This window comes from Dyadobacter sp. (genome assembly GCF_039919315.1).
In the GTDB taxonomy this organism is placed as follows: Bacteria; Bacteroidota; Bacteroidia; order Cytophagales; family Spirosomataceae; genus Dyadobacter.
The window spans coordinates 69,289-88,081 of the sequence record NZ_JBDSFX010000047.1 but is presented as its reverse complement, the minus strand read 5'-3'; the positions used below and the strand labels follow the sequence as shown (position 1 = coordinate 88,081).

The 18,793-nt window shown below is 46.0% G+C and carries 14 protein-coding genes; 4 read left to right on the top strand and 10 right to left on the bottom strand.

From position 1 onward, the window contains the following. Nucleotides 1-8: 8 nt before the first annotated feature. From ABIO93_RS12905 to ABIO93_RS12880, 6 genes are all read right to left on the bottom strand, one after another. Nucleotides 9-1,490 (bottom strand): tryptophan 7-halogenase, encoded by a 1,482-nt coding sequence (locus ABIO93_RS12905; RefSeq protein WP_348068204.1) that lies wholly within the window; start codon nucleotides 1,488-1,490, stop codon nucleotides 9-11. Between the two features lie 5 nt (nucleotides 1,491-1,495). Next, the gene (locus ABIO93_RS12900; protein ID WP_348068202.1) at nucleotides 1,496-2,884 is read right to left on the bottom strand and encodes a radical SAM protein; all 1,389 of its coding nucleotides are present in this window, start codon (nucleotides 2,882-2,884) and stop codon (nucleotides 1,496-1,498) included. Beyond that, nucleotides 2,881-5,148 (bottom strand): hypothetical protein, encoded by a 2,268-nt coding sequence (locus ABIO93_RS12895; RefSeq protein ID WP_348068200.1) that lies wholly within the window; start codon nucleotides 5,146-5,148, stop codon nucleotides 2,881-2,883. Before ABIO93_RS12895 ends, ABIO93_RS12900 begins: the two co-directional genes overlap by 4 nt. Before the next feature lie 39 nt (nucleotides 5,149-5,187). Further along, nucleotides 5,188-6,681: a ferritin-like protein gene (locus ABIO93_RS12890; protein WP_348068198.1), complete on the bottom strand. Its 1,494-nt coding sequence runs from the start codon at nucleotides 6,679-6,681 to the stop codon at nucleotides 5,188-5,190. Between the two features lie 228 nt (nucleotides 6,682-6,909). Continuing rightward, the gene (locus tag ABIO93_RS12885; RefSeq protein ID WP_348068196.1) at nucleotides 6,910-8,730 is read right to left on the bottom strand and encodes a M2 family metallopeptidase; all 1,821 of its coding nucleotides are present in this window, start codon (nucleotides 8,728-8,730) and stop codon (nucleotides 6,910-6,912) included. Between the two features lie 173 nt (nucleotides 8,731-8,903). Continuing rightward, nucleotides 8,904-10,070, bottom strand: coding sequence for a hypothetical protein (locus ABIO93_RS12880; protein WP_348068194.1), 1,167 nt, complete (start codon nucleotides 10,068-10,070; stop codon nucleotides 8,904-8,906). A gap of 90 nt (nucleotides 10,071-10,160) precedes the next feature. Between ABIO93_RS12880 and ABIO93_RS12875 the strand changes: the two genes are divergently transcribed. After that, a complete protein-coding gene (locus ABIO93_RS12875) occupies nucleotides 10,161-10,418 on the top strand; it encodes a DUF1801 domain-containing protein (protein ID WP_348068192.1) in 258 nt (85 codons plus the stop codon). An 80-nt stretch (nucleotides 10,419-10,498) separates the two neighbouring features. Here ABIO93_RS12875 and ABIO93_RS12870 read toward each other — a convergent pair whose 3' ends face one another. After that, nucleotides 10,499-11,047: a biopolymer transporter ExbD gene (locus tag ABIO93_RS12870; protein WP_348068190.1), complete on the bottom strand. Its 549-nt coding sequence runs from the start codon at nucleotides 11,045-11,047 to the stop codon at nucleotides 10,499-10,501. Between the two features lie 115 nt (nucleotides 11,048-11,162). Next, on the bottom strand, nucleotides 11,163-14,630 hold the full coding sequence (locus ABIO93_RS12865; protein WP_348068188.1) for a T9SS type A sorting domain-containing protein: 3,468 nt from the start codon (nucleotides 14,628-14,630) through the stop codon (nucleotides 11,163-11,165). Nucleotides 14,631-14,896: 266 nt separating this feature from the next. Here ABIO93_RS12865 and ABIO93_RS12860 point away from each other — a divergent pair, with 266 nt between their 5' ends. The 3 genes from ABIO93_RS12860 to ABIO93_RS12850 are packed head-to-tail and all read left to right on the top strand — an operon-like array spanning nucleotide 14,897 to nucleotide 17,125. After that, complete coding sequence (locus ABIO93_RS12860; protein WP_348068186.1) at nucleotides 14,897-15,454, top strand: RNA polymerase sigma factor; 558 nt, start codon at nucleotides 14,897-14,899, stop codon at nucleotides 15,452-15,454. Next, the gene (locus ABIO93_RS12855; RefSeq protein WP_348068184.1) at nucleotides 15,444-16,280 is read left to right on the top strand and encodes a HEAT repeat domain-containing protein; all 837 of its coding nucleotides are present in this window, start codon (nucleotides 15,444-15,446) and stop codon (nucleotides 16,278-16,280) included. The genes ABIO93_RS12860 and ABIO93_RS12855 overlap by 11 nt, the downstream gene beginning before the upstream one ends. 44 nt (nucleotides 16,281-16,324) lie before the next feature. Further along, on the top strand, nucleotides 16,325-17,125 hold the full coding sequence (locus ABIO93_RS12850; RefSeq protein ID WP_348068182.1) for a DUF4097 family beta strand repeat-containing protein: 801 nt from the start codon (nucleotides 16,325-16,327) through the stop codon (nucleotides 17,123-17,125). A gap of 1 nt (nucleotide 17,126) precedes the next feature. On the opposite strand, the gene ABIO93_RS12845 is transcribed toward ABIO93_RS12850, so the two are convergent. Then, entirely contained in the window at nucleotides 17,127-18,101 is a 975-nt protein-coding gene (locus tag ABIO93_RS12845) for a methylenetetrahydrofolate reductase (protein ID WP_348068180.1), read from the bottom strand. 170 nt (nucleotides 18,102-18,271) lie between these two features. Then, nucleotides 18,272-18,766 (bottom strand): PaaI family thioesterase, encoded by a 495-nt coding sequence (locus ABIO93_RS12840; RefSeq protein ID WP_348068178.1) that lies wholly within the window; start codon nucleotides 18,764-18,766, stop codon nucleotides 18,272-18,274. Nucleotides 18,767-18,793: the final 27 nt, after the last annotated feature.

Genomic DNA, 18,793 nt, shown 5'->3' with positions numbered 1-18,793 from the left:
AGTTTCATTTAATCAGAAATAAAAATAGCGTGGCTCCAAAGGAAGGTGACTATCTTTTTTGTGTCTTCCATAGCAAGCGATTGATTCCAATTTTCAATCAATCCCCCGTAAGTTATCCCTTCCGGCAACTGGCTCAAAAGCGGGTTCAGTTCTATTTCATTCAGGTATATGACCGGTTTTTCCAAATTCGGATGGTTCACAGCCTGCTTCATCTCGACCCGGTCGCCGGTCACCGCAAACTCGTTGCTGTAAACCAAACGAGGCGACAATCTGACGGGCTTATTCCATAAATAATCCATCAACGGATTGACCGGAATCGCAGGCGGCTTCTTCGCTTCATATACCGGAGGTTGCTGGTTAAATTTTCGATGAAAGCATTGTGTAAATTCATTGGCCACTTTCAAATCATTTAACTGAAAATTGATTCGCTTGTCCCAAAACGAACAATGCTCTTTTGAAAACCGGGAACTCGAATAGTAGGCAGCCGTCCAATGTGCATGATTGACTGCGGATTCTATTAATTTTTCTTCATAAAACGCCTGTGCAACAACAGATTCCCCATACCGGAGCAAAGTATGGACCGCAACCGCCGTTTGCATGGCGAAACGCATTGCTTTTTCCACCCCGGTAGACGACAATGGATCCAGTGTAAATGCCGCCTCGCCGATTTTGATAAACTGCCTGTCCCAGGGCTGCGTGTGAACAAAAGAAGTAACCGGGCAGGTTTGCAGCCCATTCCCTTCCAATGGACCATTGACCGGCCCAAAAAGTCCGGCTTTGCCAAGCATTTTTGAAAAATGGGATGAAAGGTTTTTTCCTTTGACCGCGTCAGCATCCGTGAACGCCATCACCCGGTACTGATTGCCCGCCACAGGGGATCCCCAGAACCAGCCATCGCCGATCGCCTCGATACGGCTTTCCTTTGGCATTATTTCAGCCGGAACCTGGGTCCAGATAGCTACCGAGGCCGGTGCAGTTTCCAGGCGTTCGTGCAGTTGAGACCCTTTTCGGCCACGCGCATCGAGCACGACATTGCTGTAAATCGTTCGAAGAAATGGCCCGGTTTTCATGTTCAGCTTCCATACGCCTTCGTCATAAAACGAGGACACTAATTTTGCAGGCTGAAAAACGTGCAGCCCTTTTCCCTGTGCAAATGCCAGTAACTGCTGATCCAGGAGACCTCTGTCTACGATAATGCCCGGCCCTCGCTGCTCAGCGCCAATGTAGGCCGGTGCTTCAGTGTCCCAATGTACCCTGGCCGGAATGTGATTGAGATAGCTGTCATCATTCAAAAGTTCGTCAGCGCCCAGGTAAGCAAAGATGTTTCGTATTCCCGGAGATAGTGATTCTCCGATTTGCTGCCGGGGAAAAACGGCCTGTTCTATCAGGCCCACCGTATGCCCCAGTTCCAGCAAACGAATCGCTGCAGTGATACCGGCAGGTCCGGCACCGACGATCAGTATATCAAAACGTTCCGGTAACGATTTCATGCTGTTTAATTGTACCAATCTGGTCTTAGACGTGTCAACCGTTCGTTGGCCTGTATCGTATAATATAGCCACGAACGAATGTAGTCGCAGGCGAGTCGGCCTTTTTCGATCACTTCATGATGGCAACCTCCCCCGCACAGGTAGCGCGCCCAGCATTGTGTACACGGGCTTTGTGTGTGCACATGCCGCGAGGATAGCCAGTTGTTCTGCACCGCTGTATCGATGCCATTTTTAAGGTCTCCCATTTTGCCAACCTCCTCATTCACAAAGCGGTGGCAGGCAAATAGCTCAGCATCTGCCGAAACTCCCATGTAGCCCGCGCCAGCACCGCAGGGATACGGCCGATGGGTACCTTTGGAAATTTCCTTCAATGCATTGATCATGTTCAGAAAGGGGTACCGGTTGCCAGCCAGTACATTCTTCTCAAAATTCAATCCGCAGGCGATCATATTTTCCAGCAGTACGGACAAATCCTCCTTTCCCATTTCATTCTGCCCGTTCGGCGATCGCAGCAGCGGTGAAAATCCAATGCTATGGAAGCCCATGCTCACAAACTCATCCAGCATTCCGGGCAAGTTCAGGTTCTTGGGCGTAACTGTCACACGGGCCGATACCTGCATCTTTTTTTGAATGGATAAAAGCGGGCCCAGATTTTTCAATATTGTATCAAAACTTCCTCTGCCACCTTTCATAGGCCGTTGCCGGTCATGGCTCTCCCCCAGGCCATCCAGACTTACGGTAACTGCAAAGCCGTACTGCTCGAAGAATATCGCATCGGCTTCGGTTACCAATGTTCCATTGGTTGTAATCGAAAAATTAACCTGGATGTTTTTTCTTTCGGCTTTCGCAACCGCGTATTCAGTGGCTGCGACAATGGCCTTACGGTTTATCAAAGGTTCGCCTCCAAGAAACGTCAGCTGTACTTTTTCACCTTCCGGACAATCTTTCAGCAATAAATCAATGGCATCATAGGCTGTTTCCAGCGACATATTTTTTGTGGCGCCGCCAAAACTTCCCTGATCCGCATAGCAATACGTACAGCCCATATTGCATTTTTGCGCAATGGCCAATGAGAGCGCATACAACCGCGGGCTTTGCAAGGGAGCGTCATCGATATAATCAGGGGCCGCCAGTCCCAGCCGGACCAGTTCGTCTTGCAGCCTTGCCTCGTCCCTGGTCTGTATTAATGCCGAAATGCGTTGTTCAACCTCATCCGAAACGGTGTAAAGCCTGCTTCCGTTGGGTACAAAGAGCTGTGTTTGCCGTCCGCCTTTGATCAAATGTATGAATGGAGAAGCCGGCCTTGACTGCTCTGCGACCAACCTGGCCATTTTGGGGGCCATGGAAATTACATTTCCACCAGCTCCTTCGTTTACATGCGCTTCCCTGATCATTGGACGCTATCCGTTTCTTCACTTTCCAGCGCATCCTTTCCTTCGATGATGAAATTCAGTTCGCCCTGCCAGTTTTTAAAAAGATCATCATACGAGAGCAATCTTGAATTCACACGATCGTCGGGAATGTAGGTCCCGGTACGTTTTTTCGCCATCCAGCTATCACCGGTGCTCAATCCATTTTCATCGGGTACCACATTAACATAATCCGGTCGGCTTGCCGCCCAGTAATAGCAGGCACATTCACGGTAATCGTTTTGCCATGGTGCGCACAAGCCCTGCGTCAACTCGCCAGGCCTGAGAATGGTTTCTGAAAATGCCGCGCTATTCCCGTCAAAAATGTGATTGACTTTCAATAAAAAACTAATGTATTTCTCCTTATTATCAAGATCGCCAAGGTCCACTACCACCTCCACTTTGGACGGCTCGGCGGTAAAATGGCACAAAACTTCTTGTCCTTGTTTCTGCAAGACGTTCACCATCGAGTTGGACCATTCCATAAATGAAACGCCGTTGGGATTTGCAAACGTTTTTAACGGCACGCTGTCACCATCCGGAAACACAGGTCCCGATGTAGAAACCATTGTCGGTCTGCTTTCTATCGCCACCAGCCGGTGCCCGACCAGGTTTTTCAGCTCCGGATCTTCGGCTTCTATCACATAATTGTTATTTTCAATCAGGACAATACCCTGAAAAGCCCGTCTCCAGAGATTTCTAAAATCCAGTTCCAAACCCGGAAAACAGTTTGAAATGGCTGTACGAGGCAAAACCGCGATCGGGTTACCTTTTCCGCGGTAATGCAGCTGGGCGGTCAGATTGGAAGCCTTTAATGGCGAACCATAGGCTGTATACGGTCCATCGGGTTCGGTACTTCTAAACAAGGAACTCGACGCCGCTTTGACGATCATATTGATTTGACGATAAGTAAATGTCAATGACCGTCCGTCCGCTCCTCTCATTAGAGCAGGCATTTTACGAAGTGCCTTTGCCGACAAATCGCCTATTTCCGTTGGTCTGCGGAGTACATCTGCAAACCAGGGCGAGGCTCCCGTGCTCAATCCTGTAAACACCCGCTCGTGCAGCACCTGCAAGGCAAGATTATCGACAATGGAAGTAGCCATGATGGGCTCGTACAACCGGCCGAAATCGTTGGTATTCTGTCGTAACATGGTACTTGCCACGTTCAGTTTGCCTTCATAGCTGTTGCCGTTCATGATCGTCGTGTTCATGAGGCGTATGGTTTCAAAAGCGCGGCGCACAATTTCCTCCGCCTCATCCATCGTGACTTCCCCATCAATATCCGTGCTCAGCAGTATTTGTTCCAATTCATCGGAAACCACCCGGATAGGCAGCGTGTCGGGTGCATAGGCAGGCGGCCCGGCACTGATATGGGCTTTGGCGGAAAGCGTTTCACTTGCCGAAATCCTTAGTTTAACATTTACAAATCCATCACATTCATCATCCAGATATCCCCAGCTCACCTGGCTTCCATCGGCGGTGGCATACCCGGCAAATATCTGCGCAGGATTGGTATAGAGCGGATTGGGACTACTTCCTTCTGAATAACCATGCCATTTACCTTTATGAATGTCGTACAAAATAGCATCTGGCCTGTCCTTGAAAATAGGGTCTACTACTTCTTTGGTACCATCAAATCTGGTTAAACTAGAACCATATACTTTACCGGCAGCAGGTGTAAAGCGAAGCCGCAACTCGGGAAAATCTGATGTAGGTTTGACAAATTGAATGGTACCCAGCGGCAGCGTTTTTCCGTCAAGGAAATTGTTACACTGGCCGAGCAGCGGTTTCAGTTCATGCGATTTGATATCGTTGATGATCGCGAACATTTTGTCGTCCTTATCGGCAGTTCTCCTGAATATTTTGATGTTGCCTACTTGCACATCCCAGCTAATATCATCCAGACTGCACCCGGCTTTTTTGAGGAGTTCTTCGGTGACCGGTACCAGTTCGTCCGGTTTCTTATCGGTCATGGCAAACACTTCGAGAAACGGTGCGACCGGATGTGCCTTCCCGGTTTTATCTGCCAGCGTTTTAGCATCTTTGAACCTGATTTTGGAAGGTATATGTACCTGAATTTCTCCCGTGACCGGATCAACCTCGAAGGTTTCCTGCGGTACTATTTTCCGGAAATCCAGCGGTTTTTCTTTTGATAATTCCAGGTCGTAAGCGGCCAAAGGTTTATTGGATTCCCCCAAACGCCCTATTGCAATGGGTGGAAGTATGCGTAGTTCTAGTATTTTCATAAAGTGGAGAGACAATTTTCTCTTTGAGACAGATGAAGGTTATACTGGATTTGCTTCCATAAGCTGCGCGATCGTTTGTAACAGCTTACGGTCTATTTCCTGCAAAGCATTGAGGTACTGGCTATGCGGCTGCGGAGTAATGGCTTTGAGATCCTCGATCAAATTAGCGGACGAAACAAGCAGATCTTTATGCAGCCGCCATCGGTTGTGTTCTCCAAAAGGCAAATCGAAACTATAAGGAGAGGTGAATGGGGGTCCTGCCATAAATCGACTACCGGTCGACAGTGGCGTCTGCACCAGAATGGTCGACAAACTCCTGAGGTTGTACATTTCGCCGAATGTCGAATTAATGATCAGCCCGCGTGGGGTGTAGCCACCGTTATTGTTGTTGCCATTATCCAATAAAAAACTATGGTTCAGGAAATTAAGCAATAATCGATAACGGATATCGAACAGATTTGCCCACAATATGCCCTCGGGATTGGTGATCGGATTCTGCTCCGGATCCAATGCGGGCTCATCCGATTCAGGCGAGTTCCCGCTATCCGGCTCACCTACATAAGGGTTGGTAGCGACCGGATAGGAAGGATCAAAACCGCCGGTTTCTTCCAAAATGCGTTTAAAATCTTTGTAGATATATAAAAAGCGCTCGAAATGCGAAGGCGTATCCGTATCGATTTCCTCGCCTTCACCTTGCTCTGAAATTTCAGATAAGGCATTGTAGGCATCGTCACGGGAAAGCAAAGGTGCCACCAACACGTCCGGACTGTTTGTAAAAACATTGTGGCCGGCACTGCCGCGGTCGCCTCCGGTATATCCCCGGCCCCATTCATCGAATTTGGCCTGGTATGGATAGGTTGCTGGTTGAAAGGCCGCATCAGGTATCACATCAGGATTTTTGATCAACTGAAGCAGCACTTTAAAAAGAGCGCCTACGGTATGCGGATCCGAAGCCTGTGCGTGAACGGACTTGTTGATCTCTATGGCGAGCGGGTCTTTACTATCCAGCCAGTCGGAGGGCGCTTCTGCATATACGTACTTGGCCAGCGACTTCAATGTAAACTTTTCGAGCGTAAACGGGAAGGGATAAAAAGGAATATCCCAGGGATAACTTTCACGACCAAAGTTCAGTGGCGCGCCAATGATTTTCAGCACATTCTGCACCGAAATGAAGTGCCCCATTTCTTCCTTGGCAATACCGAGGATGATATTCTTCCAGTTATGCACCGCTTCCTTATGTACATCAGGAACTTCCGGACCACCGATGCTATAAGCAGAATAAAGGTATTGCAGCATCAATCCATGCTCTATTTCCGCATCAATGTGCAGTAACATGGTAATGTAGTCCTTCCCATTAAACTGTGCGGGAACCTTGAAAAGCGTCTCTTTTGGCTCATCAGAAGGAGGCTCGGCGAGGCTGAAGGATTTTTCGGCAAACAATTTCGTCTCCCGATGCTTCGCGCTCTTTTGGTTGGATCTGGCCCATTCCAAAATCGGATTGATCAGAGATTTCCTCAAATTTTTCTCGTCCATGGTGTTGAAATTTTGATAAAAGAAGGTAAGCTTCACTTAAAAAATGAATTGCATTTACAAGTACATCGGAATCGGTACTATTCGAGAATGGGGTTATCTATAGCCAAAAGTAACCAGTAGTATAAACTACTCGTGAAGTCAAAATATTTTATCCTATTTGTAGAAAAATTGTAATTTTGAAGTAAGAGATTCAATGACATAAGCACGTTAACCTTGCTAAATCTCCCCTCACAGTTTTTCCGGTAAACTATAACTTCTGCCGGCATTTTGCTTTTTCAGATAGGCCATTAATGGCGCAAAATAATCGACCATCGGTTTCGCACTCATCTCACTACCAATCGATTTTTTTAAATGGTCTCTCCATTCAACGGTGGCTCCCGGACGCATTAGTCCACGTAAAAAGTCACCTGTGGGTTTGCTGCCCCAATAGTTGGTCGCATGAGGGTCCTGTTTCAGGATATTCTTGGCAATGTAATCGTGTACCTGAAATAACAGGATATTGCTTATCGAGTAGTCGTAATATTGTGCAGGATCATCATTAATGTGCGTTTTGGTAGCGGCATCACAGTACCCGGCAGCATCTTTTCGCTCGTGAGGAGGCACAATACCCTGGTATTTTTTCACCAATTCCCACCATTTCGAATTGTATTGGTCTTTGGGTAAATGATTGGCATAGAGCTCATACTCGAAACCAGTCATCACACCGCTGCCCCATGGAATGTTTACGACATAACTGAGGGCCTCACTCAAAAGCTTCAAAGTATCGTTAGTCACGACCCCACTTGCAATCAATTTCTGGTTTTCCAATAGCGGTTTTTGCAACGAAGCCAGCCCAATCATACTTCCAAATGCTTCATGAAACCCACGATTGGCGCCACCTCGGAGTACAATCGGAACATCGGGATTGGAATATTCCATATAGTAATAAATATGCCCAAGTTCATGCAAAACGGTGGTCCACCACTCCGTATTCGGCTCTACACTCATAAGTGACCGTACGTCTTTGTCATAGTCTATATGCCATGCCGACGCGTGATTGTTTTTTGAAAATTTAGCATTGGCCGGCAACGGATATAGTGAAGATTTATCCCAGAACGATTGTGGCAGTTTAGCAAACCCCAGGCTAGTCCAGAAGTCCTCTCCTTTCTTCGTAATCCATTCTGCGCCATTTTTTTTCAAGACCGGATCTATATTCAACCCTTCCACATTGACCAGCGCGCTCCAATCCTGTCCCCAACGGTTAGGTAACCAATCCGCCGGTAAGTATTGCGGAACGGGCTGATGGTATTTATTCGCCAGCTCATATCGGGCCCAGGTGTGTAGTTCCCGGTATAACGGCCAAACGTCGGCTATAAAATTTTGTGTCAAATCGACCATCTCTTTCGAGCTCATTCCATACTCACTGGTCTGGTAGGCGAAATAATCCGTATAGCCCAATGGCGTTACGCAGCCGTTGCGAAGTGTTTGTAATTTAACCAAACCATCTTTCAGAGTTTTACCTACTTCTTTACTAGCCGTCCAAGCTTCCGAATGTTCGCTTAATGGCCCGGCGCCTTTCAAAATAGCATCCAGATCATTAGTTGATACTTTTTTTCCTTTCAATGTATAATTAAAGCCATACAGTCTTTCCAATTGTGCATTAGTGGCATCAATTCTATCCTTTACCAATCGGCCAGCGGTTTCAGGATTGTTGCCTGCCAGAAATAGTATGTACTCAAATTGCTTTACCTGAAGAGGGTTAAGCTCGCCCTTCAATGCGAGGTATTTTTTGGCACTGTCTATATTCGCTGTGCTACCGGTGTATTTCGCGATTGCCTCATCAAAAGCTGCTGCTGCTTTGGAATCAGTAGAATCACCCACGACGATGTGCGTGTTAAGCCGCCATTGGCCTTCATTGGAGGCGGTACTTAATTTTTTGTAAGTGCTGTTATAGGTATCCAGGTACGCCTGCGCTTGCGATTGCAGTAATTCATTACCGGCAGGCTTGTCCTTCGAATTATTGCACGCAGCCAAAACAAAGATCAGCGAAAAAGCATGTATCAATTTCATAGTCAAATCGTTTGATTTTTAGTATACCTTCTTTATTCGACACCTCCTATTGGTGAATAACAACACCAAACTTTAAGCGCTTGTAACTAAAAGACTTAACTGAATCAATTTTCACTAATGCGATTGATAAATCTTTTGGAAGGACCGGCAAGATCTACAAATCGGTCACGATGTTACTTGCACAACACATAAGTCGACCACTCGTCTTTGCTCCAACCCATGCCCAATGGATCTGGGATTTTGCTCACGCAAATGGTTTTCAGGGCCTTATTGAGGAGACTTCCGAAGAATGTCAGATCAACTGCGCGACTGAGATCCAGCGCTTTTAAATTGGGCAGCGTGTATAATGATAGCTCTTTTAGTTTGGTATTATTGGCCAGGTTCAACTCGTTGAATGCACATTCATAAAGCAAAATTGTTTCCAGGTTTTTATTACCCGACAAGTCGATAGCGGTCGCTTTGATATTGTACAAATTCAGAATCCTAAGCTCAGGCAGGGACGAAAGATTGGTTGAAAACTGCCCGGACCCAAAATGAAGCGTATGTATTTTTGAGAATACGGCCGGATCGGCAAAAGTGACCTTTGACCCTGTAATTAAAAGCTCTTCCAGTAAGCCTGCGTTTTTGAATTTGATCTCAGAAACACTCGAAGACCGCACATCCAAGGCTTTTAAGTCAGGTAACATACTAAAATCCAGCGAATTGATTGAAACGCTCTGACAATTGATACTGCGCAGTCTGACGTTTTTGCTAACATCCAGCTTTGTAAGATTATACACCGCGCATTCCAGCGTATCCAAAGCCACATTGGCCGACAGATCAATTTCTTTGATATTTCGGTTAGTTGAAAATGCAAGATAGGTCAGGGCTGGATTGCCGCTTACATCAAGCTCAGAAAGAAGGTTATCGCTACAATTCAGAAACTTTAATGCCCTGCAGTTCTTTACATTCAGATAAACCAGTGAAGACGTCCCGCCTTCCGCTCCGATAGTCTTACAAAATAGATATTCAAGCTTTGTATTTTTGCTCAGATCCAGTGAATCAATTTTAACATCAAAAATGGTAAGTGATGTAAGGTTCTCAAAATGTTCAATGCCTTTCAGACTTTTTATTGCGCTAATTCCCTGCAAGCTCAGTTCCTTAATATTTTTAACATCCGCATCGCGGATTACTCCGTTTAATATATTATCGATGTGTCTTCGAAACAGCTCCTTTTCAAACTCGGGGTCAACCGCAAAAGTCTTATCCGCCACAGCTGGTATCTCCTGGTCTTTTTTGCAGGCATTGAAGGCCATTGCAAGCATTAAAACAATAATCAGGCGCGTAAATGAATGTAGCATGGGAGACGAAGTTATTTTTGTAACCAATATATACAAAAGTAGAGATATAGTCTGCCAATTTTTTTTGCGGGATCATTTTTAGCATTGGAAGTGGAAGAGGAGATCAGTTATCAGATTCCCGCATTTAAAATCGGCAAAAAGTTTTTGATCTACTACGCGGGATTTGCAAAGCACATTACCGTTTCCAATCCGTGGAGCGAGGTGTTTCTGACAGCATTTGCGAAGGAATTAAAAGGCCTGAAAGTTTCAAAATCTGTGATCCAATTCCCTTTGGACAAGCCTTTACCCGTAGCGTTCATAGAAGGACTATTGCAATTCAGAAAAGAAGAAACCGAGGCCATAAAATAAGAAGGAAGGGGTGGCCCCTTCCTTCTTCAATCATTAGTAGCTTCCTGAAATGAGGTCACATTTACCCTGATCGGCGCTTTTTATCGGAGCAACTTCGTTTCCGCTTCGGTAAGCTCGTCGACCAATGCATAGCGGGTGGTCTTTGTGATGGCCATTTCGTCCATGGTGTCCACCATGTTTTTGTAACTGGAACCGGCCGTAGGTTTGATCACTACCATGAACAGGTTACCATTCTCACCATCGTCCCGGCGCATTGAATTGACGCGGCGCTGAGCCGCAAAAATGACATTTCTTAGTTCATAACCCGAATGTGTTGTTTTCAAGGCTGATGGGGCCTTATCGTCATTGGCGGCAAGTCCATCCAGATAGCGTATTTCATCATGTTCACCAAGAAAAATAGTGAGCACATGAGATGCTTTAATCGGCATGGTGCCAATGTCCGTCTTTTTCGGGAAGAATACCGACATGGCTGTTGGCGTGGATAACGTAGTTGTGAGCATGAAAAATGTAATCAGCAGAAAACCGAGGTCTACCATGGGCGTCATGTCGACGGTTGTTGATAATCTGCTGGTTCGTACCTTGCCGTGACCCGCGCTGTGGCCTTGATCGGAAATTTCAATTGCTGCCATAATATTACCAGGCTAGTTAAAAAATGGAAGATGAGACATGGCTAATAGATTGATCAAATATATAATTTATTTATATATAAAATATAATTGATATTAATTTTTTAAAAGCGAGCTTTTATTGTTTCATAAATTTCTTGGAATACTGTTTTGACTGGCCTTTGATCATGAGAAAATAGGTACCTGGCGAGAGCGTTTGTACATCGACGGATTGATTTTCAGACAATGCTCCTGACTTGACAAGGCGGCCGGACTGGTTGTAAATTTCCACACCCGCATTAGTCGTAGCATCATCTGCCTGGATATATAACTTGTCCGTCGCCGGGTTCGGGAAAAGCCTTAGTGTGTTGTTGGTCAGCGCTTTGGCAGCGACAATACGACTATAATCAAACCGGCCGTCCAGATCGACTTGTTTCAGCCGATAGTAGAGGTTTCCCGGATTTTTGAAAATGTCATCATAGCTGTATTTCAGGACATGGCTACTTTCACCACCAGCCTGGATCGTGCTAACGGAATCAAAACCAAATGTGGGGTTAGCGGACCGTTCTACTACAAAATATGCCGAATTTAGTTCGGACGAAGTAGCCCATTCCAGCGTCGTTCCATGGTCGTTCGCTTTGGCGGTAAAGGAAATCCAGGTAACCGGCAACCCTCCGGTGGTTTTGGCTTTTCCAGATACCGCTTTCGAAGAGCTATAAACCGGTGCACTACTGCCATTGAATTCAAAAATAGCATAGTAGTATTCAGTATCTGGCTTTAATCCGTTGATTGATACCGAATTGCCATTGCTGCCATACACTACATATTCTTCATTGGTGATCTGCTCGCCTGATTTGAAATTGTTATTGGCGGGATATACGCTCAGGTTGGAGGGTGATCCTGTCAATGCACCCGCTTCTTTGACCACCACGATCCTTCCCATTCCGTCTCCGACAGTCCAGCTCAGTGCAATCGAATTAAGTGAGGTTACAGAAGTAACTTCTTTGCTGCCGGTCGTTGGTTCGTACAGCGTTGACCCGTTGGTAGCCAGAAAGTCACTGACCAGGTATTTCCTGTTGGCACCAGCACCATTGTATTCAAAAACCGCAAAATGATAACCCGAAGCTGGAAGAAGATTGATCGTCGTCACGAAATTCAAGCCGCCGTCGAAAATGGCGAATTGTCCGTTTCCTAAATCCAGCCCATTCCCAAACTGCGGGTCTGTTGCATACACGATGCCGTCTGTGGGCCTGAAATCCACCGTGCTGCCTTTTCTGGCAATGATCAGTCTGCCGGTGCCATTTCCATTTTTCCAGCCCAATTTAAATTGGTTACCGTCTGCAGCAGTCACGCCTGGCTCCGAAGCGGGCGTGGTAGGTGCGACAACGGGGCCGGTATTTTCCAATGTTGTGAAACTAAAAACATTGCCTGGCCGGAGATACACGGGGTTCAATGAGCCGTTAAACTCAAATCCTGTGATGTGATATAGTGTGTTAGGTTTGAGATTTGAAACGATAAACGGGGCTTCGACAGTAGCTAATTGCACTACATAATTACCTGTTCCAATGGGCGAAGAGCCGTAGTTGCTGTTTGCTTCATAGCGTTTCAAATCCTCTGGCTCTGCATTTACCGGAGAACCTTCACGGATCACAAAAAGCCTCCTTGCACCGCTGCCACTTTTAAAAGTCAGCGTAGCCTGCGTTGCTTTGATGTCGCTGGTTCCAATATTGTAAACCTGGCTCCCGGGCGCGGAAACCGTGGCTACCTGCCCCTGCAAAAACGATGATAGTCGATAATCCGGGCCAGCAGACGTTGGATTGTATTCGAAAATCGCTAGGTGGTATGACGAAGCCTTCTCTAATCCTGTCAACATAAAACTGTTGGCAGTACCATCGTAAACCACAAATTGTCCACTTTCCATTTCAACCCCTTTTGAAAATTCTGAATTTGCAGCATAAGTTTGACCATCAGTTGGCTTGGCAGTAACGGCAGCGCCTTTTTGCGCGATCACGATTCTTCTGGCCCCATCCCCGGCTTTCCAGGTTGGCTTCAAACTATTGCCTTCTGCAAGTTGTACTTCGAACTGCGTTGACGGAGCCGAAGGCTCACCAGAAATCGTAAAGCTGCCCTTTGCACCGGGTGTAAGGTAAACCGGACCTTTATTTCCGTTTGATTCAATGACCTCGATGTGGTAAGTGACGCCTGCTTTGAGGCTGGTGACATTAAGACTGTAACCATTCATATTGGAAGCCATGATATAATTTCCGGCACCCAGCATCGCACCCGATCCGAACGTCGTATTGCCGCCGGTGTAATAGGTAAGGTCTGTTGGGTTTGCAGTTACTGCAGATCCTTCCCGCATGACCACCATCCGGTATTTTCCATTTCCGTTTGGAAAGCTTAATGAGGCAGTAGAACCGGTCGTTGCGGTGATCTGGAGCGTGCTGTTGGCTGTTGGTTTTTGCTCCGTGCTGGTTTCGCCGGTCCGGGAAGATGTTGTCAGATAGTAGGTGTAGCCGCTCAGATTAACGTCGTATTCGTAAACCCGGAAAAAGTAGGGCGTGGCAGGTTCAAGATTGCTAACGATGATCAAAGAGGCTTCGGAACTGCTTAGTACAAATTCATCCGGTGCGATCTGAAAACCGGATCCAAAACTCGTACTCCCGTTATAGGTCTCTCCATTTTGAGGAATGCCTTGGGGCGCGCTACCTTTTTTTGCTATGATCAGCCTTCTTGTGCCATTTCCGATTGCAAAGTATAATTTTAGTCCATTACCTTCTTTTTCGGTAAATGTGATCACGCCCGGGCTGCTTGTCGGGCCAGTGTTGGTGGTAAGGGAGTTCGTGGCGGCTGTTTTGATGTAAACCGGCGAATGGTTGCTGCTGCCATTGTATTCGAAACACGCAAAATGATAGGTCGCATTGGGTTCCAGATTCCCGATAATCACACTAGAACTGCTTAATCCGCTTGCAACTAGATAGTTATCGCCATTTAGCACAGCACCCTCCCCGAAATTGTTATTGTTGGGATAAGCCTTCAAATCTTCCGGCGTGGCGTTGACCGGGCTGGCTTTCCTAGCCAGAATGATCCGACGTTCACCATCACCGGCTGTGATCGTCAACTTGACAGAATTTCCTGTAACATTACTCAAAGCCAGACCTTTCGTTGCGATCAGGGGAGTAGAGGCCGTTGACATGCTGGCTGTGAAGGCAGTGGTACCATATTCAATGCCAGCTCCGGTTCCATTGTATTCAAAGATTTTGAGAAAATAAGTGGTACCTGGTTTTAATTTGTCGATGGAAAAACTGTTTGAGGTTCCCCGGTAGACCACGAACTCGCCCGGCGCAGGAAATTCGCTTCCGGCACTTCCAAATCCTGCATTAAAGCTGTACTCCGTTCCATTAACGGGAGTACCGGTAACCTGGCTGGCTTCTTTGAGCACGAGAATGCGGGAGGTACCATTTCCTTTTGTAAAATAACCCGAAATCCGGGACCCGTCAGCGGGATTTAAGTTGATGTTGCTGGCCGGGACTGTCGGCGCGGAGGCATAAGAAAAGCTGCATACGCTCACAAGAACGCACATCACAAACATTGAAAGCTTGTTCATTTTAAGTTAAATAAAAGTATGGCTAATAGGACATTGTTTAATTGGGCACCGATCGGAGATACAAAACTTGTTCACGAAACGATGTGAACCCAGCGCAACCCGGGTGAATTGCGAATTCATACTAATGAAGCGACAGAAACCGGTGATAGCGCGGCTAGGAGGAAAACATGTCAGTAAACACTTGTAAAAAATAAATGCTTATCTCGGTAACCTTTTGAGATTTAACTGGTCTTCACAACGATTTTATAATCTGACGTACTGTAAACTTGAATTCACTAGCCGATAATGTTCTGATGCTCCGGGTAAAAGAGGGCGATTTATATTCAATGGGTGTGCTGTTTACACGCTTTCATCGCGAGCTATTTGGCTTTTTCTACCATATGTATGGAAACGCGGATGCTTGTGAGGATATGGTGCAGACGGCCTTTTACAGAATGATCAAATACAAAAATTCATTTACTGGCGAAGGGCCTTTCAGGAGCTGGATGTATCAACTGGCACGTAACGTGTTGCGGGATCATGTGCAGCAAAATAAAAGATCAAATCACTCTCAAAACCTTGATCATTATTCGGATCAAATTGGAGGTGGTACGCTCGCAGATGAATCCTTACAAAAATCAGAAATAGCTCAACAGCTCCGAAATGCCCTTGCCCGATTAAGTGATGCACATCGGGAGGTATTAGTGATGAGTGAGTACCAGGAATTAAAGTATAAAGAGATAGCAGAAATTCTGGATATAACAGAAGGAGCTGTTAAAACCCGGGTTCACCGGGCAATCAATGAGTTAAAAATCACCTATCTAAAAAGCGAACATGAGCGATAGACCTATCAATTGTGACCAGGCAAAGGACTGGATATCGGATGGACCGAAAGGACGTTTGTCGGATGCCGAACAGGCTGCCATGGATACGCATATGTCGATTTGCACGCAATGTCGGCAGGATTTGGAAGACACCCGGCAGCTTAGGCAATGGTTACAAACCGATCAGGCCCCTGCACCAAGTCTGCGGATGCAAACTCAATTTTACGATATGCTTTACTCGCTTGAAGAAGTTAAATCGGAACAGCGGCCAACCAAGTCTGCTTTCCCATTCAATGCCATCAAGTTTAAAAGTAATTCAGCTGTTTGGTTTCAAGTTGCTGCCACTATCCTTTTGGTGAGTTCCGGAATAATCACAGGATACTGGTTGCGAAGTCAGGCTCCCAGCGTTCAATTTGCCCAGAAACAGATTGATACAATGGCTGTGCAGATTCAACAAATGCGGCAGATGATGATGCTAACCTTACTGGAAAACCCGTCCGCAGCTGAGCGGCTCCAGGCGGTCAGTCTTTCCAATGAACTTGATCATCCGGACGAACAGGTGATTGACGCATTACTGACTACGCTCAGCTACGATACCAACGTGAATGTACGCCTGGTAACACTTGATGCGCTTCTGAAGTATACCGATAGGCCCCATGTCCGGGAAGGGCTTATTGAATCATTGGCTTACCAGGATTCGCCGGTTGTTCAAATGGCACTGGCTGACCTGATGGTTAAACTTCAGGAAAAACGTTCGGTTAAGGCGCTCCGCGGCTTACTTCTGCAGAAAGGAATCCGAAGTCCTGTGAAAGCCAAAATCGAGCACTCCATTATGAAACTTTCCTAAAACCTTGCAAAACAGCTTTGTATAAACCATTTAATTTTTTATATATGAACAGATACGTCAAAATCGGCCTAATGTTGCTGATATCCGCTAGCGCCATGAAAGCACAAAATGTTATCAAAAACCAGCTGACAGTTAGTCTATCAAATCCTGCCAGACCCGGAATGTTGGATTTAAATCTGGTTTTTGGAAAAATTCACATTCAGGGTTATGCGGGCAAAGACATAATCATTGATGCTGCGTCGAGCGGTGAGCCGCAGAGTGAAAGCAATGATGGCTTAAAACGAATTTCGAAGGGTAATCCTCTGGGACTTTCTGCGGAAGAGAGCAACAACAACATTACCATAAGCACAAACAGTAACGCATTTCCGATCGATGTGATTATCAAGGTTCCCTGGCGGACCGCACTAAAATTAAGAACTTACGATAAAGGTGATATTGTCGTGGAAAATGTAATTGGTGATATGGAAGTGGATAACGTAAATGGGGGCATCAGCTTAAAAAATGTAAGCGGATCGATCGTGGCCAATACCTATAAGGGAGAGCTGAAAGCATCGTTTCAGGATACCAAGTTCGACAAACCTATGGCTTTTTCGTCGATGGGTGGGCGAATTGAAGTTTCGTACCCTTCATCACTGAAAGCCAATGTGAAAGTAAAGTCCGAGAATGGGGAAGTGTTTAGCGATTTTAACATTGCCAGAAATCCGGCTGCAATTGTCAAAACCAGCATTTCGGGCGTAAACAAATCAACACTGGATGACTGGCTATATGGCAAGATCGATGGTGGTGGGCCGGAGATCATGATCAGCAATTACTACGGAAATATATACCTGAAAAAACTTAAATGATTCAGGTATATATGAATGGTTTAGGAATCTGTGCATGCTCCAACGTTTTTCTTACTCCCTGGTCTTTAAGCAGTTGGCTTATCTTGCTCGCTATCTCCACCGAAGCTTCGATCTCCGCCTTGCGAATGGCAACGCTCTCGATATTGAAGCCAAAAGGAATAGATTGCCTTATACAAAACGCTGTTAGTTCCGAGGCGATTTCCAGACACAGTTTTACCGATTTTTCCAGCACATCGCCATCTCGTTTTAGGTCTTCCTTCAATTCATCCGGGATATGAATCCCCAGCCATTCCATAAAGTCCAATGTTTTGGCAGACCCGCAGGCGGTGATCGTAAATATGATAGTCGGAGGATCTATCTGCTTGCTTTTACAACTGAGTGCAACATCTTCGACGACCTTCTTAGCATAGTCGACATTGAAAACACATTGGGAGATGAAATAGGATACACCACTATTCATCTTGTCCAGCATCCTGACGTCTTCGTCCTTCAGCACCTGGTGCCTCTCCGGAATGGTTACCGCACCGATAACGGACGTCTCTTCGTGCTTCTCCCAGATTTTGTACGCTTCCGCAAGGCTGGTTTTCACCGGGAAATCCGGTGCAGGCACACCTACAAAAACCGGATAGAATTTATTCGCATGCAGCTTTTCGAGCCACTCGGCTAGCTCATTCTCTGAAAATTTACCCGCGGGGCGGTATATGATTTTGGGAACATCTAACCCACCCATATATTCCGATGCAAAAGCGAGCGGATCAAGGGCATTTAAAAACGGGAAGGGCCTTTCCTCTTTGGTCCGGGCCGACTCATCCTGCACATCGTATACGACGAGTGCATCTATGTCCAGGGAAGACAAGCGGGCGATTGTTTTTTCTGCAATTTCTGCAATGCGTTCCGGAGTAGTACCGGCTTTGGGCGGGGTGATTCCGTAAAGCACCACCCCTGATTCCCTGGATTTGATTTTTTGTAGAAACATGATATAATCTGAATTGCGACTTCTGGCCCCCTCCTCATTCATTAGCCAATATAATGGGTTTTCTAACATCAGTAAAGACGACTCATCTTTAAATTTACCCCGGGCCCTTAGATTCTGAAACCTCACTCTGACCTCCTGAAACTATTCAATGCTATATTTCTAATCTGTTCTCAAATATTGAGGATCAAACAAGTTGACACACCGTGTGCATATAATTTACCTTTTTCATCTTTAAGGTCGGCTTCTATCAATGCCGTGCTTTTGCCTAAATGAATCAGCCGTCCCTCAGCTTTCATTTTTCCGCTCTTGTATGTTACCGCTTTGATGAAATTTATTTTTAACTCCAAGGTGGTGTAAGCAACACCCTGCGGTAATTTGGATTGTAAGGCACAACCCATCACAGTGTCTAATACCGTGGAGATCACACCGCCGTGCACACCTCCTATCGGATTGTAATGAAATTCCCGAGGTTCGAATTCAAAGATTACTTTTCCTTCTTCTAGGCTCAATGGGTGAAAGTCCAACGTTGCTGCAATTGGCGGTGGCGGTATTTCGCCTTTTAAAATGCCATTCAAAAAATCGTATCCTGACATTGTTTTTCCTTTTTCCGCAGTTTCCAAAGGATCAACCCATTCGTAAGTTCTTGTTCTTATTGTTTCACTCATAGCTTTAATAGATTTTGTTGTTGGATC

Excerpts from the sequence above, each read along its gene's own strand:
- ABIO93_RS12855 (WP_348068184.1), top strand. The coding sequence starts at position 15,444 with ATGAGCGATAGACCTATCAATTGTGACCAGGCAAAGGACTGGATATCG.
- ABIO93_RS12905 (WP_348068204.1), bottom strand. The coding sequence starts at position 1,490 with ATGAAATCGTTACCGGAACGTTTTGATATACTGATCGTCGGTGCCGGA.
- ABIO93_RS12850 (WP_348068182.1), top strand. The coding sequence starts at position 16,325 with ATGAACAGATACGTCAAAATCGGCCTAATGTTGCTGATATCCGCTAGC.
- ABIO93_RS12885 (WP_348068196.1), bottom strand. The coding sequence starts at position 8,730 with ATGAAATTGATACATGCTTTTTCGCTGATCTTTGTTTTGGCTGCGTGC.
- ABIO93_RS12880 (WP_348068194.1), bottom strand. The coding sequence starts at position 10,070 with ATGCTACATTCATTTACGCGCCTGATTATTGTTTTAATGCTTGCAATG.
- ABIO93_RS12890 (WP_348068198.1), bottom strand. The coding sequence starts at position 6,681 with ATGGACGAGAAAAATTTGAGGAAATCTCTGATCAATCCGATTTTGGAA.
- ABIO93_RS12895 (WP_348068200.1), bottom strand. The coding sequence starts at position 5,148 with ATGAAAATACTAGAACTACGCATACTTCCACCCATTGCAATAGGGCGT.
- ABIO93_RS12900 (WP_348068202.1), bottom strand. The coding sequence starts at position 2,884 with ATGATCAGGGAAGCGCATGTAAACGAAGGAGCTGGTGGAAATGTAATT.
- ABIO93_RS12870 (WP_348068190.1), bottom strand. The coding sequence starts at position 11,047 with ATGGCAGCAATTGAAATTTCCGATCAAGGCCACAGCGCGGGTCACGGC.
- ABIO93_RS12865 (WP_348068188.1), bottom strand. The coding sequence starts at position 14,630 with ATGAACAAGCTTTCAATGTTTGTGATGTGCGTTCTTGTGAGCGTATGC.
- ABIO93_RS12840 (WP_348068178.1), bottom strand. The coding sequence starts at position 18,766 with ATGAGTGAAACAATAAGAACAAGAACTTACGAATGGGTTGATCCTTTG.
- ABIO93_RS12845 (WP_348068180.1), bottom strand. The coding sequence starts at position 18,101 with ATGTTTCTACAAAAAATCAAATCCAGGGAATCAGGGGTGGTGCTTTAC.